Raw genomic sequence first — 24,193 nt, forward strand, 5'->3', positions numbered from 1 at the left:
GAGCCATGGAATCTCATAATATTATCATACAACCCACAAATAACGAAAATATTGTAAAATTCGTAGCTAATTCGTTCTTGACACAGGCAAAAAGCTATGAATTTAAAAATATAGAGGAAGCGGGAGAAAGCCCAATTGCACAGCAGTTGTTTCACCTTCCCTTTGTTAAAACGGTATACATATCACAGAATTTTATTGCTATTGAGAAGTACAATATCGTTAGCTGGGACAAGGTGCAAGAGGAGGTGGCTGTTTCTATTAGCGAATACCTTGATAGTGAGAAAGTTATAGTAAATGAATCTACAGATAAGAAAAAAGTACCAGTAACGGTTTATGGAGAGACTACACCTAATCCAGCGGTATTAAAATTTGTGGCAAATAAACCACTGGTTTCTGGCACATTTGAGTTCAAAAATATTGACGATGCTAAGCACGCACCTCTCGCGGCAGCATTGTTTAACTTTCCTTTTGTGAAAGAGGTTTTTATGAGTAGCAACTATGTTTCGGTAATGAAATATGACGTGGCAGAATGGGATGAGATAAGTATGCAACTTCGTGAGTTTATTCGCGGTTACATCGAAGATGGTAAGAAGATCTTTACAGACGAGATGCTTTCTGAAACTTTAAAAGAAGAACAAAAAGCTGTAGAATCAACCACAGATAAAACTGCGGAGAAAACCTACACTGATATCGATAACGAAATTATGGATATTCTTGACGAATATGTAAAACCAGCTGTTGCCAGTGATGGTGGTCATATCGCATTTGACAGTTTTGATCCAGAGACAAAAACCGTAAAAGTAATCCTGCAGGGAGCTTGTAGTGGCTGTCCATCTTCAACGGTTACCCTTAAGAATGGGATTCAAACAATGCTTAAAGAAATGATGCAAGGAAGAGTGCAACTCGTGGAGGCTGTAAATGGGTAGGTTTAAGTGTTAAAAATTTAAGATTCGAGATTAATTTGTAGAACTCTTATTTTTATAAAATTTAGACATTCAATAGCTTAGTTCTAGTTCATTCGATTTTCAAATTTAATATTTTAACGTAGTATTTATAAAAAGGCATTCTATTCTTAGTAATTTAGTATTTCAGAGGTAAATAACTAAAAAACAAATAATTATGGTCGTTTTAAAAGTGATTGAAGTATGAGCAAATTCTATTGCTAGTTGGGAAGAAGCTGCTCAAAATGCGGTAGTCCACGCTTCAAAGAGTTTGAAGAATATAAGATCTTGTTACATAAACGAACAAACGTGTGCAGTGACAGATGGTAAAATTTTAGATTATCTGGTAAATTGCAAAATTACCATTGAGGTAAAATAACAACAGCTTACCGAACGAAATACGCTTTTGATTCTTTCAAAAGCGTATTTTTGTTTATGTATGATGATAAAAAAATTTACATTCCTTGTGTTCATCCTTTTTTCGATAATAGGATGCACCTCTTCTCAAGAAAAAAAAGAAACCCATTTGTATACCAATAGCCTCATAAAAGAAACGAGTCCTTATCTTTTGCAACACGCACACAATCCTGTAGATTGGCGCGCCTGGAACGATGAAACCTTGACAAAGGCAAAAGCCGAAAACAAACTTATGATTATAAGCATAGGGTACTCGGCTTGTCACTGGTGTCATGTGATGGAGCATGAGAGTTTTGAAGATAGCCTTGTTGCGGCTACGATGAATTCTAATTTTATCTCAGTAAAAGTAGACAGGGAAGAACGACCGGATATAGACCAGATTTATATTAATGCTGTGCAGTTAATGACGGGTAGCGCAGGATGGCCGCTTAACGTGGTTACGCTTCCGGACGGAAGACCAGTTTGGGGTGGGACGTATTTTAAGAAGGATGATTGGATACAAGTTCTAGAGCGTATCCAAAAATTAAATAATGAAAGCCCAGAAAAACTAACGGAGATTGCTACGCAACTTGAAGAGGGAATAAAAAACTTAGATCTAGTAACCTTAAATGATGCCGATGTAGATTTAAAAAACTACCCACTAGAGAAGATACTAAAGTCGTGGAAATCTACTTTTGATCATCGTTTTGGTGGTTACAAGCGAGCACCTAAATTCATGATGCCATCTAATTATGAGTATCTCTTGCGTCATGCGGTTCAGAACAAGGATCAAGACTTGCAAGACCATGTGATGTTTACCTTAGATCAAATGGCTTATGGCGGAATTTATGATGCAGTAGGCGGTGGTTTTTCTAGATACAGCGTAGATGAAAAATGGCACGTGCCTCATTTTGAAAAAATGCTCTATGATAATTCGCAGCTCGTAAGTCTCTATAGCAATGCGTTTAAAGTAACAAAAAATAAGTTGTACAAAGAGGTGGTTGAAGAAACCCTTGTTTATATCTCAGAAGAGATGACCACTGCAGAAGGCGCCTTTTATTCTTCCCTCGATGCAGACAGTAATACAGATACAAGCGAACTAGAAGAGGGCGCTTATTACGTGTACACAGAGAAAGAACTAAAGGAGCAAATAGGAGCTGATTTTGATGTTTTTGCCGCATATTTTAATGTAAATAACTTCGGAAAATGGGAAGATGGGAAATATGTGCTCATTAGAGATGAAGATGATGCGAGCATTGCAAAAGACTTTGGGCTTACGACCGAAGTTTTAAGAGATAAAAAAGCAGCTTGGAAAGCAACCCTAAAAACGTATCGTAGTAAAAGAGCAAAACCGAGACTTGACGATAAAACACTTACGTCTTGGAATGGCTTAATGCTTAAGGGATATGTAGATGCATATACAGCATTGGGGAATAAAGAATATCTAGAGGCGGCCTTAAAGAATGCTGAGTTTATCCTGGATAATCAATTAAAAAAAGACGGATCTTTATACCACAACTATAAAGACGGGAAAAGTACAATCAATGGGTACCTAGAAGATTATGCAGCCGTTATTTCAGGGTTTCTATCTTTATATGAAGTGACAGCAGATACCAAGTGGCTCATTACGGCAAAGGACTTAGCAGATTACAGCTTTGCTAAGTTTTATAATGAAGAAACCGCAATGTTCTATTTTACTTCTTCAGAAGATCCAGAGCTTGTCTCGAGATCGGTGGAGTATCGTGATAATGTGATTGCTTCTTCAAACTCAATTATGGCTAACAATTTATTTGTGCTAGCACATCATTTCGATGAAGAGAATTTCAGAAATACTGCAAAGCAAATGCTTAAAAATGTATTGCCAGAAATAGAAAAATATCCTAGTGGATTTTCTAACTGGTTGGGCTTGCTCGAGAATTACCGCAACCCATATTATGAAGTAGCCATCGTAGGAGATGATGCTATAGAAAAGACTTTAAAATTTAAAACCAATTATTTGCCCAATACGCTCATCGCTTCTAGTACTAAAAACGACTCTCTGCCTTTATTAGCGAATCGTTATATGGATGGAGAAACAATGATTTTTGTATGTCAAAATTACACGTGTAAATTACCAGTTGCCGAAATAGACGAGGCAAAAAAATTAATAGAATAGAATGCAGGAAGCAATAAAAGTAATGGAGGATACAGGTATCATCGATAAAATAAATGACATAAATTTTTACTTAAATAAGTATGGACAGCAGGTGATTGATTATCTGCCAGATGTTTTGTCTGCCATAGTAATTTTAGTTGTTGGCTGGTGGGTAATAAAGATTTTTACTAGAATAGCCCGGAAATTATTTGCTGTGAGGGAAGTTGATCCTTCTTTACAGAAATTTCTATTAGATTTATTGAATTGGGTTCTCAAGATTATTCTTTTTATTACTGTTGTAGCACAATTGGGAATACAGACATCTTCGTTTGTCGCAATTATTGGGGCGGCAGGTTTAGCTGTAGGTTTAGCTTTACAAGGATCGTTGGCTAATTTTGCTGGGGGTGTTTTACTATTAATGTTTAAGCCTTTTAGGGTTGGACACTACATAAAAGCACAAGGTGTAGAAGGGACAGTAAAGGAAATTTCGATAATCTCTACAAAATTATTAACTTTCGGAAATCAATTAGCAGTAATTCCAAATGGCAAAATATCTAACGACACCATTGTGAATTTTACTGAAGAAGGTATTCGACGTGAAAACTTGATTCTAGGTATAAGTTACGATAGTAACATAAAGAAGGCGAAAAATATTTTGTTAGCGCTTCTTATGGAGCAAGATTTGATACTTAAAGAAGAGGGCAAAGCACCTATGGTGGTAGTTAATGAGCTTGCAGATAGTTCGGTAAATTTATCGATTCGATTCTGGGCCAAGAATGAAGATTTTTGGGATATTAAATTTTACACCATCGAAGAAGCAAAATCACGTCTTGAATCTGCTGGAATTGTTATTCCATTTCCGCAGCGAGATTTACATATTATCACTAACGAAAAAAATTAATTTTAAACTGACGGTATGAATCTACAAAAATTCTTTTTAGCAGCAGCAATTTTTACAGTAACGATTACAAGTTCACAAGTAAGAGATTATAGCGATTATAATTTAGTTCAGAATAATGATTCTTTAAACAGAAGTAGATTTCTAAGTGATGAAGAAATAGCTCAGGTTAAAGGTTCTCCATATGTCAATGGAGGTGTTTTCTTATCTGGCAATATATATAAGAATGATGAAAAAATCATGAGTAATGTACTTATGCGATATAATGCATATTCAGATCATTTTCAAACGACAAAAGAGGGTCTTAAGACTCCTACAGGAATTCTATTAAAAGACCCTGGTGCCGTTGTGGAAATAGGCTCGAAAACGTATGTTTTTTTCCCACAGGGGAAGGTTCCCGGAATAGGAGGATACCTAGAGTTAATTTCTGAAGGTAAAAAAGCAAGTGTGTATAAAAGGCATAACGTGACATACGTTGAGGCGATAAAATCAAACGATTCTTATACGGCAGACAAGCCGGCTCGATTTAATGACTTGACTACCTATTATATGGTAGATGTAAATGTTGTATTTACAGAGCTTCCCCAAAGTAAAAAGAAAATTTTAAAAGCTTTCAGCGGTAAACAGAAAGTGATGAAAAATTATATGAAACAAAATAAATTAGATGTAAATAATGAAACTGATTTAGCAAAAATAGTAGCTCATTATTATAGCCTATAATTACCCCACTTTAAAGTCTTTTAAATAGTAAGGTTCAAAATAAGCGACATCCTCGATTTCATTTTTTTTATGCTTCAACTCTGCTAGTTGACCCATCTCGTTTGCAGAAGGTAATGCTTCAGTAACGAAGATCGCATTTGGATGATCACAGATCTCCTCAAACTTTGCGACACCATCCCCAATAAATGTGGTTTTAGCTTCGGTAATGTGTTGGTCAAATGAATGCTCATCCAGAAGCTGAGCCTCTGTACCTCTAGTTCTATTTTTATGAACATCATAAATTGCACTGTAAACTTCCATACGACGTGCATCTAGCATCGGGATGATCGTAGTAGGCTCTTTTACTTGTTGTGCAAGAATGTCTAATGTTTCTAAGGAGATAAGTGGAATATCTAAAGAGTAACAAAGCCCTTTTGCTGTAGATACTCCTATTCGTAAACCAGTATAAGAACCAGGCCCTTTACTTACAGCAATAGCGTCGAGATCACTCAGCTTTTTTGAGGCTTGTTTCATTACATCTTCAATAAAGATGTGCAGGTTTTCTGCGTGAGAATATCCTTCTGTTGCAAGCTCTTTCAACCCAATAACACTTCCATGTTCTGAAAGCGCTACGGAGCAATTTTTAGTTGCTGTTTCTATACAGAGAATTAACCCCATTATTCGGTATCCTTTTTATCTTCTTTTTTATCTTTATCCTCTTCCTTAACTTTATCACCAGGTTTTAGTGTTTTTGTAACCAATGTGTATGGTCCCGTAATCACCCTATCACCGGATTTTAACCCGGATCGTATCTCTATATTAGTGGCGTCTTGTATTCCAGTCTCTACCACTCTTAGTTTTGCGATTCCTCCATTATTAACAAACACACACTCATACTTTTTTGTGTCTGCAGTAATCACCTCTTTCTTAAACGATTTTTTAGTAGAAGAAGTATCCGTTTTTATTACAACGGCACTAATAGGTACGGCAATAATATTTTGTTTCTTATTTGTGATTACATCTACCGTTGCTGTCATTCCTGGTCTAAAAGGAGAGTAGCTTTCTGGTTTGTTCTCCGTAAGTTCTTTATACGACTCAGGAAGAATACGTACTTTCACTTTAAAGTTTGTTACCTGATCTACTGTCAGTGCAGATTCTGCTGAGTTGGCGATTTCTGTAACGAGACCTTTAAATTCTCTTTTAGTCCAAGCATCTACCTCTACAATTGTACTATCACCTACGGCCACTTTTACAATGTCGTTTTCATTTACATCTACTTCCACTTCCATATTGTCTAGGTTGGCAACACGAATGATTTCAGTACCTGCCATTTGTGCGGTACCTACTACGCGCTCACCAAGTTCTACAGAAAGTCTAGAAATAGTTCCTGTCATAGGGGAATAGATTTTTGTTCTATTCAAATTATCACGAGATTGTTTTACGTTTGCTGTTGCACTCTTCACGTTATAGTACACAGAAGATTTATTAGCCTGCGCCATTTCATAATCTGCTACAGAACGATCCCATTCTGAGCGTGAAATAACCCCTTTATCAAATAAAGATTTATTCCTATCATAGTTAGCCTTGGCATTACGTAGACTCGCTTCTGCATTTTCCAACTGCGCACGTACATTTAGCAGTCCTGCTTGACTTTGGCTTACTTGCGCTTGTATTAAGTCTGGATTGATCTTAACAAGAAGCTGTCCTTTTTCAACAAGTTGTCCTTCCTTAACAGGGAGGTCTATGATTTCTCCAGATACTTCAGAAGAAAGAAAAACTTCTATTTCTGGTTGTATCTTACCTGTAGCCGCAACCGTTTCGGTAATGGTTAATGGGGTAACTTCAGTTATTTCTACAACTTTTCCATCATCTTTATTGCCAAACCATCCAGCCTTACTTCCGAAGAGAAGTGCAGTAATGAGTAACGCAAAAATGACAATTATCCAAATGAGTGTCTTTTTTTTCATGATTAGAATTTTAGTTGGGTTGGATCCACACCAAAGTATAATTCTAATACTTTGAGCTTAAATATGTAATCGTATTTTGTTCTGTTAATTTCTATTCTTGCATTGTCGTAACGCAATTTAGACTGGCTAAAGTCAAACGCGTTTGTACGTCCTACATCATACCTGTCTTTTGCATAAGTATACGCCAATTCTTGAGATTCAAATGCTACCTGTGCAGCTTCATAGGCTCTCTTAGAACCACGAACATCTACCATGGCCTGATAGACATTAGACTCAAGGTCTAACTGTGCCTGCTCTAATTGAAACTGAGTGCGATCTAGGTTTATTTTACTTCTAGAAACATTGTTCCTAGCTCTAAACCCATTTAAAATAGGGACACTTAAACTTAGGCCATAGCCTACACCGTCATTAATATATATCTGTTGTTTAAAAGGGGTGTTGATGTCTCCATCCGAATACCTCGTGTCATAGCCAAAAAAGGCATTAACAGTTGGGAGTAGTGCTCCTTTTGAAATCTGGATGTCTTTTTCAGCTAGTGCTACTTGACTTTCGGCAATGCGTATTTCTTGCCTGTTTTCTTTTGCGCTCTCTATTAAGGTGCTCACTGGCGTGTCTGCAATTTCTTCATTCACAACATTAAAATCGTCATTGGCGATATCGAAGTTAGCGTAGTCTTTAATGAGTAGTAATTGAGCAAGACTGATTAGTGATATTTGCACAGCATTCTCAGCAACTGCAATACGCTGTAATTCACTGGCGTTTGTTGCTTGTATTTCTAATAAGTCTCCACGAGGTATAGATCCTGCGTTTACCAATTGCTGTGTGCGTACTATTTGATTTTTAGTTACATCATTTTGAGTGAGTACAACTTCAAGGTTTGCTTTGTTTAAAAGTACTTGTAGATAAGAGTTAGCCACAAATAGTGCGATGTCATCCTTCATTTTTTCAAGTCTATATTGACTTGCTAATTGTGAGATATCTGCACGCTGTACTTGTCTTACATTTCTTAAACCATCAAATAAAGTATAGCCTAAGTTAACCCCACCGTTTGCAGAAAGAAAAACACGATTTTCTAATTGATTGGTCACTGGGTTAAGTCCAAGTCCTGTGGTTTTTGAAACACTAGAGCTCGCATTTATTGAAGGTAGAAAATTACCAACTGCATCAGATCTTTCTAGAGCAGTCGCTTGCACATCAAGCTCGCTTTGCTTTACAGAAATATTATTTTCTAAGGCATACACAACACATTCTTGCAATGTCCAATTCTTAACCTGAGCATTGGCAGCAAAAAAGGTGATTGTAAAAACACCTATAAGGAGTAACTTTTTCATAATTAGATTATCGTTGTTAAGTAAGTCTTCCACTTTGCTAAAGTGTTACATTTTAGTAGATAAATTTTAGTAACCACCTCCGTTAATAGGAGCTTTAAGTTGGTTCCAAACCTTGATATTATGATCCTTTGTGATTCCAGAAATGATCTCCACAAAAATCCCATCACTAATCCCCATTTTAATATCACGTCGTTCAAATTCTTGATCACCCGTCGCTACTTCAACAAAAGGTTGTTTGGTTTCTGGATCGTATTGTACTAGTGCCTCTTGAATAGCAAGTGCGTCTTCTGCTTTGGCTAGAATAATCGAAGCATTTGCACTCAACCCTGCTCTTATAAAGGTCGTATCTTTTTTTGCAAGGGTTCCTTTAATTTCAAATTGAATAGCTCCATTCTCACTCACACCTTTTGGAGCGATATAATCTAAAATGGCATCAAACTTTTTATTCTCGATAGCACCCACAGTAATTTCTAAAGGTAGTTGCTCTTTAATTTTACCTACTTCACTCTCGTCCACTTTACCTTCAAAAATCATTTTATCTACATCTGCGATTGTTGCGATTGTGGTCCCGTCGTTAAAGTTATTAGATTCAATAACTTGGTTTCCAGTTTTTACAGGAACGTCCAGTACCATTCCTGAAACTGTTGCTCTTATTTCTGTATTGGCTGTGGTTCCAAGCCCTCTGGATGTGCCCGTTTTTACAATGTCAAACGTTTGCTGAGCTCCAACTAGGGTTACTTTTTCTTGGTTGTAGCGCTGCTGTGCTTGATTGAAGCTCAATTGAGCATTGTCAAACTCGTTTGCAGAAATCACGCCCTTATCAAAAAGACCTTTCTGGCGATTAAAAATATTACGCTGACTTTCCAATGCGAGACGCGCCGTTTCTACCTGTGTTTTTGCACTGTTAATATTGTTCTTAGCAGAACTTAAAGAATTTACATTAGGCACCACTTTTACCTTAGCAATAAGGTCACCGCTTTTAATAACATCTCCAGCCACGACAAAAATCTCATCGATAATCCCAGAAATATTTGGTTTAATAAGCACTTCTTCTTTTGGGACAATACTACCCGTAGCGACCGTTTTTTTGACAATCGTGAGTCTAGTAGCTTGTTCCGTTTGATAGGTCACAGGATCTTTCCGGTCTTTCACCCAGATATAGTAAATTCCTGCGCTAAAGCCTATCAAAATAAATAGTAACACGATAATGGTTCCAGTTCTTTTCATTCTTGTTTTATTCTAATTAATTATTTTTTCTTCGGAAACATCAACTCAATCATATTTCCGCAGCTATATTTATTTCTTACTCAATACGCAAGGCGTCTACAGGTTTCATCTTTGTAGCCTTCATTGCCGGAATCAATCCCGCTAGAATACCTGACAGTATTAAGATGAAGAAGGCGGTTAAAATGATTCCTACATTTACGGTTGGGTTTGCAAAATTATCAACAGGGCCAGAGAGTTCTAAGACATAATTCATTATCCAGATTAACCCCGCTGCTGCGGCAACACCGCACATTCCAGAAATGATGGTTAACACTAATGACTCTTGAATAATTTGAGTTCTTATACTCCAAGGACTTGCGCCTATTGCCCGACGAATGCCTATTTCTTTCGTTCGCTCTTTGATGACGATAAGCATAATATTAATAATCCCAATCATACCCGAAACCAATATAAGGGTGCCCACAAAAAAGCCAACAAAGGTGAGAATATCAAACAATCCGGTTACACGACCAAATGCTTCGGCACGGTCAAAATTACCCAAAGCTCTCGCGTCATCTGGATGTATGGTACGTTGCTCTCGCAGTTTTGCCATTATTTGTGGCTTTAATGAAGTGATACTCGTACCATCTTCAGCGGTGACTGCCAGCCAACTTACATTATCTCCATAATTAAAGACTTGATTAAAAGTGCTGAACGGCACATAAATGCTATTTGCATCTTCTTCATCATTTCCATCACTGTTGGTAGCTTGAAAAACACCTACGACCATAAAGTTGACGCCATTTATTTTTATATAGGTCCCAATCACATCTTCGCCTATGGCGTATAAAGTCTTCACAACATCAATCCCAATCACAATAGCCTTTCGCTTTTCTGTAATGTCTGAGTAGCTTATAAAACGACCTTGGGTGATATCCATAGGCTGTTGCTTAATGAAATCTGGATAATCCCCGTTGATAGTAAATGCTCCTGTTTTTTCGTTTCGGGTGACATTGTTTGCGCCTTGATATCCACCTAATTGGTTCCTAGGTGATACATAAGTGAGCTGCGGAAAGTTGTCTCTAAGTACCTGTGCATCTTCCGTTTTAAAAGTGAGTCCTCTTCCTTTGGGAAGTCCTTTGTATGGTAATGAGGTGCGTTGTGTCCAGACGAACATAGAGTTTGTGGCAAAGTCGCCAAAATCTTTGCTGACACCAGTACGAAGTCCATTAACGAGCGCCAACAAAACCACTAAAATAAAGATACCCCAAGCCACCCCAAAAGCTGTTAGAAAAGTTCTAAAGCGGTTGGCGTTTAATGCCTCCAGTATTTCACTCCATCTATCTCTGTTAAACATATTATTCTTCTCTTAAGGCTTCAATAGGTTTAATTTTTGCAGCGCGTCTTGCCGGAATATATCCTGCGATAGCACCTGCTAAAATTAAAATAAACACCGTCGTTATTGCTGTCGTAAAATCTACTTGTGGATTTTTTATAAAGTCGTTCTCCATCCAAGGGCCAATAATCTGAAGTACTGCAACTCCGGCAAACAAACCTAAAAATCCAGCTATTGCCGTAATGAAAATAGATTCTTGTAAAATCATTCCAATAATGGAAGAGGGAACTGCACCAATGGCTTTACGAATTCCTATTTCTTTCGTTCGTTCTTTTACGATGATGAGCATGATATTCCCAACACCTACAACTCCTGCGATAATTGTAAAAATACCAATGAACCAAAACACATTACGTATCACTGCAATTAAGGAATAGATTTTCTTTGCTTCTTCTAAGGTGTTATCTATACGCACAGCACTCCTGTCATCTGGTGCGATGATATATTTTTGTTTAATGTCATTTTCAAAACTTTTTGAAAGTTGCATAGATGTTGCAACTGCCTCCTCAAAATTGTCGCTCATTTTTACGGTATAGGCGATGTTCCGTATTCGGTCACCTGCTGCAAAAGATACTTGGGCAGTTGAAAGTGGTACAAAGAATCTATTTTCTTCGCGGGCTCCTCCTGGATCTGTATAAACTCCTATCACTTTAAAGTTGATACCATAAACAGATATCATCTTCCCGATGGGATCTACACCTTTAAATAAATCTTGTTGTATTGTATATCCAATGACCGCTACCTTACGGGCTTCTTCCATATCATCTAAGGACAAGAACCGTCCAGCAGTCAGGCTTGCATTCTCGATAAATTGTTGGTCAGGATTAGCGCCTTCTAGTCTATAGTTGCCGGTTTGTCCTTCAAAAGAAACTTGAGACCCCCACATATTATAAAGCGCTGTTTTAAATTCTAATTGGTCGCCATACTTTCTATTCATCGCTTCAAAATCTTCATTACGAAGCTGAATTTGTCTTCCTGGGTTGAGACCTTTGTATCCTTTTGTAGTGGCACGTGTTCCTATGCGTATGCTGTTTGTAGCATCTTGCTCAAACTGAGTTTTCACTCCTTTTTGTATGCCGCTGCTAAAGCCTAATAAAATAACTAAAATAAAAATACCGGAAGCCACAGAGAGTCCTGTCAAGAATGTTCTTAACTTGTTTTTCCCAATGGTTTCAAAAATTTCTTGCCAGCGTTCTACATCAAACATGCATCGCATTTTTTGCGAGTACTTGCCGTACTCTAGTGTCGTCAATTATCTGACCATCCTTTAGGTTTACGATACGCTTAGTCATCTGGGCAATGTCATCCTCGTGTGTTACAACAAGAATTGTTTTTCCTTCGTCATTAATCCCCTGTATGAGCTCCATAACCTCGTAAGAGGTTGTTGTGTCTAGGGCTCCAGTAGGTTCATCTGCGAGTAATACTTTTGGGTCACTTGCTAATGCTCTCGCAATCGCAACACGTTGTTTTTGACCACCAGAAAGTTCGCTAGGCAAGTGTGTCGCCCATTGTGCTAGGCCTACTTTTTCTAGATAGTGCATTGCTTTATCAGTGCGTTCTGCGCGTTTTACACCTTGATAGTATAATGGCATCGCCACGTTGTCAAGCGCAGATTTATAATTAATTAGGTTAAACGACTGAAATACGAAACCTAAAAATTTGTTACGGTATTGCGCTGCAATCTTTTCGTTTAGACTATTAATAGGGTTGTTGTCCAGCGAATAAGTGCCTTCATCTGCCTCATCAAGCATTCCTAGTATATTTAATAGCGTAGATTTCCCAGAACCCGAAGATCCCATGATGGCTACCATTTCTCCTTCTTCAACGTGAAAGTCGATACCTTTAAGAACGTGTAAGGAGTTTGTTCCTGTTTTGTAAGACTTGTGAATGTTCTGTAAATCAATCATATAAGTAGTAAATGCATTGCAAAGTAACGCACTATGGCATTACTGCAATGTGAATAAATTGTCAAGACTTTTGAGGGATAATGGTTTGCTGGTTGTCTCTAACTATTAAGACAGAATATTTAATGAAATGTTACAGTTGTGATCAAATAATATTTTAGAAATATTAAAAAAAGACTACTAAAGCTAAATATGAGATTTAAGAAGAGGCTACTTTATTCTTCTTAGCCTTTTTAAGCATGCGGTACACCGCAAACACTACACCGCCCACAAGGAGATAAGGAAAAATCATTAAGTACACAATGCCATTGTTGACGCCTTTTGCCATCCCGCCATCAACGTCGCTCTCTAAGACCGCGCGGCACATAGCGCATTGAGCCTCTGCAGGGAGACTAAAGAGTACTAATAGTATGGCTAGGAGAATGATATGTTTCATATTAATAGTATGGCGAAATCATAAAATAAACAAGAACCCCTGTTACTGCTACATATAGCCAAAGCGGAAAAGTGATGCGGGCAATCTTTTTATGCATCTTAAATTTGCCAGAAATGGCACGAACATAGGTAACTAATACAAATGGGATAACCACAATGGATAATAAAATATGACTGATTAATAAGAAAAAGTATACGTATCTAATAGCGCCTTCACCACCGTAGGTAGTAGAGTCACTAGTCATATGATATAATACATAAAGCACCAAAAACAGCACTGAAAATATGATGGCGGTTTTCATTAAACGCTCGTGCATGCGTCGGTTTCCTTTCTTGATCATTACTACCGCCAGAACAAGCAAAATTGCCGTGATCGCATTTGTAGTCGCATAGATAGGCGGTAAGAAGCCCATTCTTTCTACGCCAGGAATTTTAATCGTGAAAAGTGCAGCAACTGCGATAGGAATAATGATTGATAAAATCCAAATCCAGACATTGTACTTTTTTTCTACTTGCTTATCGTAATCTATCATACTATAATATTTTTTTAATGTCTTCTATAAGCATATCTATTCCGTCTTGTTCTAGACCGTCATAATAGATAAGTGGATTGCCGTTTTCGTCTATTCTAGAGGTAACTTTTCCATCTTTGTTTATGAGTGCGAACATACCCGAATGTTCAAAACCACCTTCGGCTTCGTCGCTTTCTGCCGCATAGATCTTGAAACCCTCGTTACTAAGTTTTAAGACATCGGCTTTGTCACCGGTTAAAAAATTCCAGTTTGGGTGTGTGACATTATAACCATCTGCATACGCTTTCAGTATTTCTGGTGTATCATAGGTAGGGTCAATACTAAAAGAAGCAATCCCAAAATCATCTCGCTTTGCAAATGCATCTTGTACTTTTTCCATATTTACATTCATAATAGGGCAGATGCTAGGGCAGGTACTAAAAAAGAACTCTACCACATAAACTTTGTTTTTGTAGTTGGCATTCGTAATGGTGTCGTTGTTTTGGTTGATAAAAGTAAAAGAAGGTACTTCACTAAAAATGGTCATGTCACCTGCGCTTCGTACTTTTGGCGCTTCAAAAGTTTTTGAGGGGTCGCTGCTTCTATTGTTATCCACAGTGTTGCCATTTACAATACGATCGTGAATTCTAGGAATGAAAATCACGGCAAAAATGAGAACTATAACCGATAGGCCTAAGTAGGAGTTTTTCTTACTCATTATATTTTTCTTTTAGATTTGTCTTTTCGCGCGTCTCTATATTCTGCGAGAAGCACTTTTACATCGTCGCTCATCTTGTTGTTTATTTCTGCAATGATACTGGAGTCAAAACCATAGAGAATACCATCTTCTGCATCATCATCGTCATCGCGTCCTCGTACATTGCGCTCCTTGTCTATAATAAACACATAAGGGCTCGCATTGTTATTATTTAAAGTGAGATTTGAACCTAGAGAATTAAAAACACGTGTTATCTCTAAGGCGTCACTAAAAGCAAATCGCCACGATGTAGTAGGGGCAATTTCTTCAATTTTGGTTTTAAGAATAAGTGCTTGGTTACGAGCAGACTTAGGTAGTAAAATAACAAATTGAAATTCTTCAAACTGATGATTCTTTTTGTAAATCTTGTGGGCGAGATTGTAAGCATACGCTTGGTTGTCTATCAAGTCTTCACCAAAGAATCCTAATACTGTGATTCTATCTTCAAGCTGGACTGTGTTGCCTTCAAGATCATTGAAGGCTGAAATCTCTATTACGTTTTCTGTCACAACCGGCAGTTTTCCAAAATTGTTTACGCCAGATGCAAAGAATAAATAGACGGTAATAGGTAATAGAAATAGCACGCCGAGTACTAAAAACTTAAATTTTTGTGGTCGTTCTTCCATGGATTGCAAAAATACGACCTAAGAGCTTGACGTCCATAAAATAATGAAGAATAATTTATTTGAAACTCTTAAAGTTTCGTCATAAAAAAAAGCCTCGTTCTTACGAGGCTTTTTTTTGTATTATTTCCGAAGAAGAAAGATTAAAAGTCAAACTTTACATAGTTTGATTTATACACCTCAAATATGTAATCTCCTTCTAGTAATAAGATCATCACAAGGTAGCAAATTAAGAAAATCCCTGTCCATACTACAGCACGACGTAACCATTTTGCTTCGTCACGCATGTGCATAAAGTCCCAAGTAATGTAATATGCTTTTACGAGCGTTAACAAGATAAAAATCAAGTTAAGTGGCTTCATAAAGATAAAAGGCGATAAAAAAATGTTTCCTAGGGTTGCTAATAGACCGCCTTCAAAAGCAGTCATATAAGGTGTTAATAAGAATTCTGGTTTTATAATACCTAAATACACCTCAACAATTGTGATGATGGATAAGAAGGTGAAAACTCCCCAAATTTTTTGCTCGTTAGATTTAAACTTAACGCGCCCTCTAAAAATTGCTAAACTGTGTTCTGCGTGTGCCATTGTTGACGTTTAATTTTTTTTAATGCTTGAAATTATACCAAGTAAAAGAATGTGAATACAAATACCCAAACTAGATCGACAAAGTGCCAGTACAGACCAACTTTTTCCACCATTTCATAAGACCCTCTTCGCTCATAGGTTCCAATAACTACGTTAAAGAAAACGATACAGTTAATGATGACACCAGAAAATACGTGAAATCCGTGAAAACCAGTAATGAAGAAAAAGAAATCTGCAAAGAGCGGATGTCCATATTCGTTATGTCTTAGGTTTGCACCTTCGACCACGAGTTTTCCATCATTGATTATTTTTGCTTCACTCGCTGCTCTTGATAAAACAGTAGGATGACCGTTTTCATCTAGGTATTGAGTACGTATCAAAAGATTCTTATCTGCTAAGAAACCTTGCTTTACTTCTTCAAAAGAGAAGGTGGTGTGTGTTACTGTTTCGCCCTCGAACCAGACACCATTACTTGCTTCCTGAGCAACTCTGGTCTCAGGAATGTCTAAGGCAAAATCCTTAAGACCTACACGTTCACCGTCTTTGTCTAAAAACTGGATAATTTTTCCACCCTTTGTTTCGACAGCACCGTAGTCTCCATTAATAAAAGTATTCCATTCCCACGCTTGAGAACCTACGAACACCGCACCCCCAATAATGGTTAAGAACATGTATATAATAACTTTGTTCTGCTGCATCTTATGGCCTGCATCAACGGCAAGCACCATTGTTACAGAAGAAAATATAAGTACAAAGGTCATAAATGCCACATAAAACATAGGGGCATCTACACCGTGTAAAAACGGAAAGTGAGTAAACACTTCATCGGCTATTGGCCAGGCGTCCACAAACTTATACCTAGAAAAACCGTAGGCGGCTAGAAATCCAGAGAATGATAAGGCATCCGATACGATGAAAAACCACATCATCATTTTACCGTAGCTAGCTTTAAATGGGCGGTTATTTCCCCCACTCCATACACCTTCGGGAGCTGTTGTATCAACAGTTGTATCCATAGAAAATTTTAGTTTTTAATAAGCTTCAAAAATACGTTTAATTTTTTATCTCACGAAATAGAAAAAGAAAAACAGATAGATCCAGAGGATATCCACAAAATGCCAGAAAGTCGAGGCTAGTTCTATTCCTAGCGTTTTCCCTTTAGCATATCTTTGTCTAGAATGATTATAAATTACTACAAGCAGTGCAATGAGCCCAGCAATAATGTGCGCCAAGTGCATTAAAACGACCAGATATATAAACGAAGTTGTAATCGTGCTCTCGCTTCCTGTAAAATAATATCCGTTCTGGATGATTTCGTTAAAACCGATAAATTGATAAAAAATAAATCCTAATCCTAGTAAAAAAGTAAGAACCAAAAGCAGCATTCCAGCGCTGTTTTTCTCTTTTTTAACCGCAGACTTGGCTAAAATCATTGTCACACTACTCGCGACAATTAAGCCTAGACTCATATAGAAGGCCTCAGGGATTACAAAATCTATCAACCAGTCTGGACGTTCTTTACTTATTACATAAGCACTAGTCAATCCTGCAAAACTCATAGATAAGCTAATGATCCCAAACCAAAGCATCATTTTTTTAGCACGTATGGTTTTTTCGGCAATCTCTTGATCTTGCTCCGTAATTATAAATTTCTGTTCTTCTGAAATCGTTTGCTCCATCATCTTATAAATTTATCTGCCACAAAAATAACTTGTAAAAGTGTAATATAACTCACACTCACAAGCATTAATTGTTTGGCAGCTTTATCTGTTTGTAACTTGTATAGGCGTATGGCATAATACAGCATCCACAACCCTATGGCTCCTATTAGCACAGCGGCCACAACGCTTAGTTTTAAATCTCCCGTCACGTGAAATGCAGGAATCAAAGAAGCAAGAATGGTCCAGATGGTATATAGAATCACCTGTATCGCAGTGCCTTTATTTCTTTTTCCGTTAGGCAACATAAAGAAGCCTCCTTTTTTATAATCTTCAAATAAGAACCAGCCAATTGCCCAAAAATGGGGAAACTGCCAGAAAAACTGAATCATAAATAAAACTCCAGGCTCAATCCCAAACTCATTTGTCGCAGCAACCCATCCTAGCATAAAAGGGATCGCTCCAGGAAATGCACCTACAAAAACAGACAATGGTGTCTTTGTTTTCATTGGCGTGTACATCGCCACATACATAAAAATAGAAATCCCGCCAAACATCGCCGTTTGCGGGTTAATCATATAAAGAACAACAAGCCCAATTAGGGTAAGCATAACGGCAATCACTCCAGCCATTGGCATAGACATCGTGCCTGCAGGGAGCGGTCTGTTTTTAGTGCGATCCATCAACGCATCTAAATCCTTCTCTAGCATCTGGTTGTACACGTTAGACGCGCCCACCATACAATAGCCACCCACACTTAAAAGCAGTAAGGTCATGAAGTCTATCGTCTCACAGCCCAGTAAATATCCTGCAACAGAAGAAAACACCACACTCACAGAGAGTCTGATTTTTGTGATTTCTGTAAAATTTTTAATTACAGAGACCTTTGTCGCTTGTGTTTGCAGTGTCACCACGTTTTTTATTTCTGAAATATTCCAACTCGAATAGCGTGTTGAATTTCAATGAATTCGGTTAAAATATCCGAAGAAAAATCTAACCGTTTAAATTTTGTGCAAAGATACGTTCTACTTGCTTTTTAGGGAAATTTTAGAGTGTTAAATTTCACATAGATACGCAGATGAAAAAGTAAGTTCTAATTGGTATCTTCGTGTTCATCCAAAATATCTTATTATGAAAATCCAAAATGTTATTGCCATGGCGGTTTTAGTAAGCGCTACGACGATATTTGCGCAGGATAAAAAACAAGAAAATCAGAATCTGATAGAAATCACTTCTACTATTTATATGTTACAAGATCAAGGGGGTAACATAGGGCTAAGTTTCGGTGAAGATGGCATCTTTATGATTGATGACCAGTTTGCTAGAAATATTGAAAGTACCCAGGCAACAATTGCAGCAAAAGACAAGCAACCAGTACAGTTTTTAGTAAACACGCATCATCACGGCGATCACACGGGAGGCAATATAGCAATGGCTAAAACTGGGACCGTAATTTTCTCGCAAGAAAATGTAAGAAAACGTTTAAAGACAGCCGTTGATGAAAGTAAAACTAAAGATGGTGATACATCACTACCTATGATTACATTTAGCGAAGACATGAGGTTTCATTATAATGGAGATACCATTTTTGTCTTTCACGTGCACAATGCCCACACAGATGGCGACGCTATGGTTTATTTTATGGATAGTAATGTGATCCATACTGGCGATGTTTTTTTTAATGGAAGGTATCCTTATATAGACTTAAAAAACGGAGGTAGCGTGTTAGGTTATGCAAAAGCATTAAGTAAATTATTGATGCTAACTAATGAGGACACTAAAGTGATTCCTGGCCACGGAGATCTTGCGACGGTGAAAGACGTCACTTTTACTAGAGATATGCTTTTGGATCTTCATAATCAGATTAGCAAACTTTACAAAGCGGGTAAAACCGAGGCTGAAATCTTAAGTGTGATTGGTATTACAGAAAAATATGATGCGCTAGGGTATGGTTCAGGATTTATCAATACAGAACGAATGGTGAAGACAGTGTATGCAGATGTGAAAAAAGAAAATGATTAGAATATGCGACTATTATTTAGCATAGTGATTTTGTTTTATTCTGGTAATTTGCTGCAGGCTCAATTTGGTCCACAATAAGTCATTTCTACTGATGCACTGTTTCCAAGAAAAGTAGCGGTTGGTGACATAGATGGTAACGGAACCCTTGATGTATTATCTGCTGCGCGCACAAGGAACGAATTAGCTTGGTATAGTAATGAGACTGGAATAGGAGATTTTGGACCTTTGCGATTAATCTCAGAAAGCTCAGAGAATAACGCTATTGTGCCTGGTGATATTGATGGAGATGGAGATCTGGACATTATATCATCTTCTGCAGATGGAGATCTTTTTTTTTGGCAAGAGAATATGGATGGATTGGGTAATTTTGGACCCCAACAAATGATAGATATAATTAGTGGTGCATTTGATGTAAACCTAAGTGATATTGATGGTGATGGCGATTTAGACCTATTAGGTGGGTCTTTTGAAACAGGTATTTTGTATTTGTATAAAAATGATGGAGATAGTAATTTTGAAACAAAGATTGAAATTGGCGCTGCTAATGGGTTTTCAATCAGCACTGCTGATCTAGATGGTGATTTAGATTTAGATATTGTGGTTTCTGTTAGCGGTAGTATAATAATAGGGTGGTATAATAATTTGGGTGGCTTTGGAAGCCTACAGACCATTGGAGCTCCAAATACTACTTCAACGGTGAATAACTTCCCAATAGATGTAGATGGCGAAGGTGATATTGATATTATTTCTGCTAGTCTTAATGAAGATTTTGGAATCTCTTGGTATGAAAATCTAGATGGTTTAGGTAGCTTTAGTCCGTTAAAAATAATATTTACAGATATCAAACCTCAATAACGCCGTCTTCGGCGCAGATTTAGACAACGATAATGATGTAGATGTGTTATCTGTTTCTGTAGCTAATAATAAAATATCCTGGTTCGAAAACTTAGATGGTTTAGGGAATTTTGGCCCTCAACAAACCATTACTACAAATGCTTTGAGCGCCAGACATGTGATTGCTGCAGATCTTGATAATGACGGGGATATGGATGTGATTTCTGCCTCGCAAAATGACAGCAAAATAGCCTGGTACGAAAACTTGCATAGTTTAGGCGTTGCAGAACAGTCATTGACAACCATTACTTTAGTTCCTAATCCTACAATGAGTTTTCTTGAAATAAGAAATATAGAGCCATGGCCATTGCAAATAAAGGTGGCAACAGCTGCGGGTAAAATAGTCCTTGAAACTACGCTTTATGAGCAAAACATTGATGTAAGCACGCTGTCTTCTGGTATTTATTTTATTGAGATAGCGACACAAGAAGCTTCTGTGATTAAAAAGATTATCAAATTATAATACGCTATTAATAATCATAATACCAATTAAACAAATCTGTACGTAAGCCAAAATTTAACCAAACCGTGCTGGCACTGCTGTTCAACGCATTGTTAATTTCTGGGTTAAAATCGCGATAGATTACACTTGCATACACTTTTAAGTTGGTAGTTGGATTAATTAAATACCCGCCCTCAAGTTCGGTATGGAAGAAATTTGTGGAGTTTCCTTGTCCCAAGTCATTCCCATCGTCTGATAGTCTGTTGTCTTCTGTACCGTAGATATTTCCGCCGTAAAAAGGAATGTTGTCTTCATTTAATTCAAGACCTCGTTTAGCAACAATAACCTTTGCATCACCATACCATCTGTCTTTTCTATAGCGTGCAATCGCAATTAATTCTGAAAAGTTAGCACCTAAGGTATGTGCTAAAGGTTGGTTGTTATGCCCATAGTTTAAAATGATCGTATTATGCGAATACGCAAATGGACGCACACGATTGTATTCTGCTTGAAGATAGAGGTTGTCTATCTTAAAGGCATTGTAATATTTTACACCTACTTGATACCCTGTTTTGTTTTTATAACTGCCTTCGCCACCAAAAACATCACTGGTCGAAAATTCATCTATAATAAACTGCCCATAGAGATTGACCTTATCGTTCACTTTGTACTTTCCAGAAAGCCCTAGTAAAGCGTTCCCGCCACGCGATCCTGTGCTAAATTCAATCGCTCTATAAAAAATTACTGGATTTAAGTAATTAAAATCAAAACCACGATCATTGTCGTTCTGCCAGATGACAGACTCAAAAAGACCAATATTTAAACGTTCTGTAACGTTGTAGCTCAAGTAATGGTTCGCTATATATTTAGTTCTAAAACTTCCATCTGCGGTAACTTCTGGGCGAACGTCACGAAGGGACATCCAGGTGTTTGTGTATTTAAATTTCCAAAAAGTAGTGTTCAGTTTAAAGTAAGGAAAGGGGGTTGCATTATCACTAAAAAATAAAGAGCGATAGCCATCGCCTAAAAATTGTTTTCCGTGCCCTAGCTGAACATTGAAATATTTTGAAGGAGTGATAGATACATGACCCGTTGCTACTGGATAATCAAAAGAGTCTTCTTTAAATTGCGCGGCAATCCCGCGACCAGGAACGATACCTGGATTTCCGCCATCTGGTTTGATGCTTCGCGCATACCGATCTATATAGGCAGGAAACCGCCCTTGACTTTCATAAACCGTAGCATTAAAGTTAATAGTTTTGCCCAATCCTCCTTGAAAGTTGACCAGCCGTGTGTTATTATAAGTGCTCAAATCATTATCAAAATCACGCCCCACTTGCAAGTCTAAACCTGGATCTAGCGTAAACCAATAGTCTTCTCCTTTTATGGTGACAAAGTGTTCATTCCACCATTTACGGCCTAACCAAGTGCTGCGTTCTTTGATGAGGGTGCTATTTTCTTCTGAAAAGTTATAATACTTGTTTACTTCGCTATAGATATATGGTTTTTGAGCGGTATGCGTATTAGTACCTACACGGTTCATCGCGGCGTCAAAACGTGTGTACATCTCATGCGATAATGGGATGTTGAGTTGGCTAGAATATTCTTCATTGTCAAAAGGCATATTTTCAATCAGCTCATATTCATTCACGAATGTGTCTTTAATTTCTGTTGCTGGAGTGGCCGCTAAGGCTGGATTTGTTGATGCTGCAGTAGCCATAGGATTCATCACAGTTTCTCTTACAACTAAGGGAAATATAACAGGCATTATAAATTGTGAAATAGCTGGCGTTCCATTGTATGTGGTGGGCACAATAGTCGGCATACTAGCAAAAACTCTAGCCGTTTCTTCTTTTAGTGCGGCATTATTACTGTCCGTGTAAATCACTTCAAATATACCTTCTGTAGTCACCTCAAATTGAACGTTAAACGGATTGAGTTCTTCTTCTGATACAGACGAAGGCACCTTAAAATTGTCGACAAGAAATTGTTGCACTTGGGTGTTAAAACATGAGGGGAGCTCAACGTTTGTAACGTTTCCGCAGGCAGGGAAGACAGGGTGTTTTTCTAAAGTGTCTACAGATTGAGCAAAGAATAGCGTAGGTAAAAGCAGTAAAAGAGTGAGAATGCGCGTCACAGTGTTTTGGTTATCAGTTGATGCTAGCAAGATACAGATTTTTATGATTATTTAAGGCGAAAGAAAAAAGCCACCTCGGATGGAGATGGCTTGATTTTGTTTTAAAATATTCGCAAGAATATCAGCTGGAGCGGTGCGAAAATTTTAATGAATACCAGATAAAATTACCCTCGACTGCCTTAACATTGATATTGTTGTGGATTCACAAACTAATTAATCTACGCTAAACTTAATAGGCAGCATATACATTACATCTACTGGAACATCGCCCATTTTTCCCGGCGTAAATTCTGGCAATCTACTTACTACGCGTTGCGCTTCTTTCTCAAGACTTTTATCTGGAGCACGTGCAATGATGTCTACTACGTTTCCGTTTTTGTCTATTTTAAACTGTACGGTGATTGTCTGAGTTCCAGTGGTGCCATAATCAGCTACGCTTGGGTCAAACTTTCGTCCTACAAATTGTCCAATTTTTTCACTCATACACGCTCTCTTGGCTGCATTATTTCCGGCAGATTCACATCCTGGGAAGATAGGTACAAACTCTACAGAGTTAATACTTTTAGGGCTATTGTCTTCAGGAGGGTCTATTACTGGAGGCGCAATAACAGGAGTTACAGGAATATATGGAGCCGTGATTACATCTACTAATTTGGTTTCTTTTATAACCTTGTCATCATCCACAGGTGTAAATTGACTCGTAACTGGGCGTTGAATAGGTGGTGGCGTCAACTTCGCAATAGTCTTAACCGGTGCTACGTTAGGTTCAACTGTAAATAGGTCAAATATAGGTTCTGTAATCGTCACACGATGATCTCTATCAGATGGAATAGTGCGCTCCCCTATGTTTAAATTCATTGCCCAAGCAGCTGCAACGAGTGCGACTACCAAGCCTAGTTGAAAGAAGATTGCGGAGTTGAACTTGATGTTCGTTTTCTTTTTGTCTTCTCTTTTACTTCGCTTTTCGTGGAGGTTATCTGTCTGTTTTTTTGTTACTAATTTCATACATATAATTTTAAAGGGTTTATATTAATACTCTTCATATATCAATTACAAGGGTCGTGCCGTAAAACTATAATGCTAACAATTAGCTCATATTATTGAGATTAATATACGTACTATAAATAATAGACAAGGGAATCAATAAAAAACCGAACGGATAAATGATATATTACTAATAATACATTGCTCGATTTTTAATTAAACAATCCAAAATTGTTTTGAGCGTTTTAATCACCGCTTTGTTAATTAGCA

General features: G+C 37.6%; 25 protein-coding genes. 8 read left to right on the plus strand and 17 right to left on the minus strand.

Going from position 1 to position 24,193, the window contains the following annotated elements:
- Positions 1–5 precede the first annotated feature (5 nt).
- The 5 genes from ABXT71_RS05165 to ABXT71_RS05185 all read left to right on the plus strand — a co-directional run bounded on the left by ABXT71_RS05165 (position 6) and on the right by ABXT71_RS05185 (position 5,089).
- The gene (locus ABXT71_RS05165; RefSeq protein WP_415372785.1) at positions 6–926 is read left to right on the plus strand and encodes a NifU family protein; all 921 of its coding nucleotides are present in this window, start codon (positions 6–8) and stop codon (positions 924–926) included.
- 232 nt (positions 927–1,158) lie between these two features.
- The gene (locus ABXT71_RS05170; RefSeq protein WP_415373064.1) at positions 1,159–1,320 is read left to right on the plus strand and encodes a dodecin family protein; all 162 of its coding nucleotides are present in this window, start codon (positions 1,159–1,161) and stop codon (positions 1,318–1,320) included.
- Positions 1,321–1,380: 60 nt separating this feature from the next.
- On the plus strand, positions 1,381–3,492 hold the full coding sequence (locus ABXT71_RS05175; RefSeq protein WP_415372786.1) for a thioredoxin domain-containing protein: 2,112 nt from the start codon (positions 1,381–1,383) through the stop codon (positions 3,490–3,492).
- A 1-nt stretch (position 3,493) separates the two neighbouring features.
- The gene (locus tag ABXT71_RS05180) at positions 3,494–4,372 is read left to right on the plus strand and encodes a mechanosensitive ion channel family protein (RefSeq protein ID WP_415372787.1); all 879 of its coding nucleotides are present in this window, start codon (positions 3,494–3,496) and stop codon (positions 4,370–4,372) included.
- 15 nt (positions 4,373–4,387) lie between these two features.
- Entirely contained in the window at positions 4,388–5,089 is a 702-nt protein-coding gene (locus tag ABXT71_RS05185; RefSeq protein WP_415372788.1) for a hypothetical protein, read from the plus strand.
- Here the strand turns inward: ABXT71_RS05185 and tsaB are convergent, their stop codons facing one another.
- The 15 genes from tsaB to cyoE all read right to left on the minus strand — a co-directional run bounded on the left by tsaB (position 5,090) and on the right by cyoE (position 18,358).
- Positions 5,090–5,746: a tRNA (adenosine(37)-N6)-threonylcarbamoyltransferase complex dimerization subunit type 1 TsaB gene (gene tsaB, locus ABXT71_RS05190; protein ID WP_415372789.1), complete on the minus strand. Its 657-nt coding sequence runs from the start codon at positions 5,744–5,746 to the stop codon at positions 5,090–5,092.
- On the minus strand, positions 5,746–7,035 hold the full coding sequence (locus ABXT71_RS05195) for an efflux RND transporter periplasmic adaptor subunit (RefSeq protein WP_415372790.1): 1,290 nt from the start codon (positions 7,033–7,035) through the stop codon (positions 5,746–5,748). The genes tsaB and ABXT71_RS05195 overlap by 1 nt, the downstream gene beginning before the upstream one ends.
- A gap of 2 nt (positions 7,036–7,037) precedes the next feature.
- Positions 7,038–8,366, minus strand: coding sequence for a TolC family protein (locus ABXT71_RS05200; protein ID WP_415372791.1), 1,329 nt, complete (start codon positions 8,364–8,366; stop codon positions 7,038–7,040).
- 66 nt (positions 8,367–8,432) lie between these two features.
- On the minus strand, positions 8,433–9,593 hold the full coding sequence (locus tag ABXT71_RS05205; RefSeq protein WP_415372792.1) for an efflux RND transporter periplasmic adaptor subunit: 1,161 nt from the start codon (positions 9,591–9,593) through the stop codon (positions 8,433–8,435).
- A 76-nt stretch (positions 9,594–9,669) separates the two neighbouring features.
- Positions 9,670–10,929 carry an ABC transporter permease gene (locus tag ABXT71_RS05210; protein WP_415372793.1) on the minus strand — a complete coding sequence of 420 codons (1,260 nt, stop codon included), beginning with the start codon at positions 10,927–10,929 and terminating at the stop codon, positions 9,670–9,672.
- 1 nt (position 10,930) lies between these two features.
- Complete coding sequence (locus tag ABXT71_RS05215) at positions 10,931–12,175, minus strand: ABC transporter permease (RefSeq protein WP_415372794.1); 1,245 nt, start codon at positions 12,173–12,175, stop codon at positions 10,931–10,933.
- Entirely contained in the window at positions 12,168–12,875 is a 708-nt protein-coding gene (locus ABXT71_RS05220) for an ABC transporter ATP-binding protein (RefSeq protein WP_415372795.1), read from the minus strand. Before ABXT71_RS05220 ends, ABXT71_RS05215 begins: the two co-directional genes overlap by 8 nt.
- 196 nt (positions 12,876–13,071) lie before the next feature.
- A complete protein-coding gene (locus ABXT71_RS05225) occupies positions 13,072–13,308 on the minus strand; it encodes a hypothetical protein (protein WP_415372796.1) in 237 nt (78 codons plus the stop codon).
- Between the two features lies 1 nt (position 13,309).
- Complete coding sequence (locus tag ABXT71_RS05230) at positions 13,310–13,840, minus strand: DUF420 domain-containing protein (protein ID WP_415372797.1); 531 nt, start codon at positions 13,838–13,840, stop codon at positions 13,310–13,312.
- Between the two features lies 1 nt (position 13,841).
- Positions 13,842–14,537, minus strand: a complete 696-nt coding sequence (locus ABXT71_RS05235; RefSeq protein ID WP_415372798.1) for an SCO family protein — start codon at positions 14,535–14,537, stop codon at positions 13,842–13,844.
- The gene (locus ABXT71_RS05240) at positions 14,537–15,202 is read right to left on the minus strand and encodes a hypothetical protein (RefSeq protein ID WP_415372799.1); all 666 of its coding nucleotides are present in this window, start codon (positions 15,200–15,202) and stop codon (positions 14,537–14,539) included. Before ABXT71_RS05240 ends, ABXT71_RS05235 begins: the two co-directional genes overlap by 1 nt.
- A 140-nt stretch (positions 15,203–15,342) precedes the next feature.
- Positions 15,343–15,786: a cytochrome C oxidase subunit IV family protein gene (locus tag ABXT71_RS05245; RefSeq protein ID WP_415372800.1), complete on the minus strand. Its 444-nt coding sequence runs from the start codon at positions 15,784–15,786 to the stop codon at positions 15,343–15,345.
- A 32-nt stretch (positions 15,787–15,818) separates the two neighbouring features.
- The gene (locus ABXT71_RS05250) at positions 15,819–16,802 is read right to left on the minus strand and encodes a cytochrome c oxidase subunit 3 (RefSeq protein ID WP_415372801.1); all 984 of its coding nucleotides are present in this window, start codon (positions 16,800–16,802) and stop codon (positions 15,819–15,821) included.
- 45 nt (positions 16,803–16,847) lie between these two features.
- Positions 16,848–17,468, minus strand: coding sequence for a cytochrome c oxidase subunit 3 (locus ABXT71_RS05255; protein WP_415372802.1), 621 nt, complete (start codon positions 17,466–17,468; stop codon positions 16,848–16,850).
- A complete protein-coding gene (gene cyoE / locus ABXT71_RS05260; RefSeq protein WP_415372803.1) occupies positions 17,465–18,358 on the minus strand; it encodes a heme o synthase in 894 nt (297 codons plus the stop codon). The genes ABXT71_RS05255 and cyoE overlap by 4 nt, the downstream gene beginning before the upstream one ends.
- 217 nt (positions 18,359–18,575) lie before the next feature.
- Here cyoE and ABXT71_RS05265 point away from each other — a divergent pair, with 217 nt between their 5' ends.
- The 3 genes from ABXT71_RS05265 (at position 18,576) to ABXT71_RS05275 (ending at position 20,823) form a co-directional block, all read left to right on the plus strand.
- Entirely contained in the window at positions 18,576–19,466 is an 891-nt protein-coding gene (locus ABXT71_RS05265) for an MBL fold metallo-hydrolase (protein ID WP_415372804.1), read from the plus strand.
- Positions 19,467–19,592: 126 nt separating this feature from the next.
- Positions 19,593–20,321, plus strand: a complete 729-nt coding sequence (locus ABXT71_RS05270; RefSeq protein WP_415373065.1) for an FG-GAP-like repeat-containing protein — start codon at positions 19,593–19,595, stop codon at positions 20,319–20,321.
- Positions 20,305–20,823: a T9SS type A sorting domain-containing protein gene (locus ABXT71_RS05275; RefSeq protein ID WP_415373066.1), complete on the plus strand. Its 519-nt coding sequence runs from the start codon at positions 20,305–20,307 to the stop codon at positions 20,821–20,823. Before ABXT71_RS05270 ends, ABXT71_RS05275 begins: the two co-directional genes overlap by 17 nt.
- A gap of 7 nt (positions 20,824–20,830) precedes the next feature.
- On the opposite strand, the gene ABXT71_RS05280 is transcribed toward ABXT71_RS05275, so the two are convergent.
- Both ABXT71_RS05280 and ABXT71_RS05285 read right to left on the minus strand, forming a co-directional pair.
- On the minus strand, positions 20,831–22,969 hold the full coding sequence (locus ABXT71_RS05280) for a gliding motility protein RemB (protein ID WP_415372805.1): 2,139 nt from the start codon (positions 22,967–22,969) through the stop codon (positions 20,831–20,833).
- 183 nt (positions 22,970–23,152) lie between these two features.
- Positions 23,153–23,944: an energy transducer TonB gene (locus ABXT71_RS05285; protein ID WP_415372806.1), complete on the minus strand. Its 792-nt coding sequence runs from the start codon at positions 23,942–23,944 to the stop codon at positions 23,153–23,155.
- Positions 23,945–24,193: the final 249 nt, after the last annotated feature.

Source organism: Patiriisocius sp. Uisw_047 (assembly GCF_047730165.1).
In the GTDB taxonomy this organism is placed as follows: Bacteria; Bacteroidota; Bacteroidia; order Flavobacteriales; family Flavobacteriaceae; genus Patiriisocius.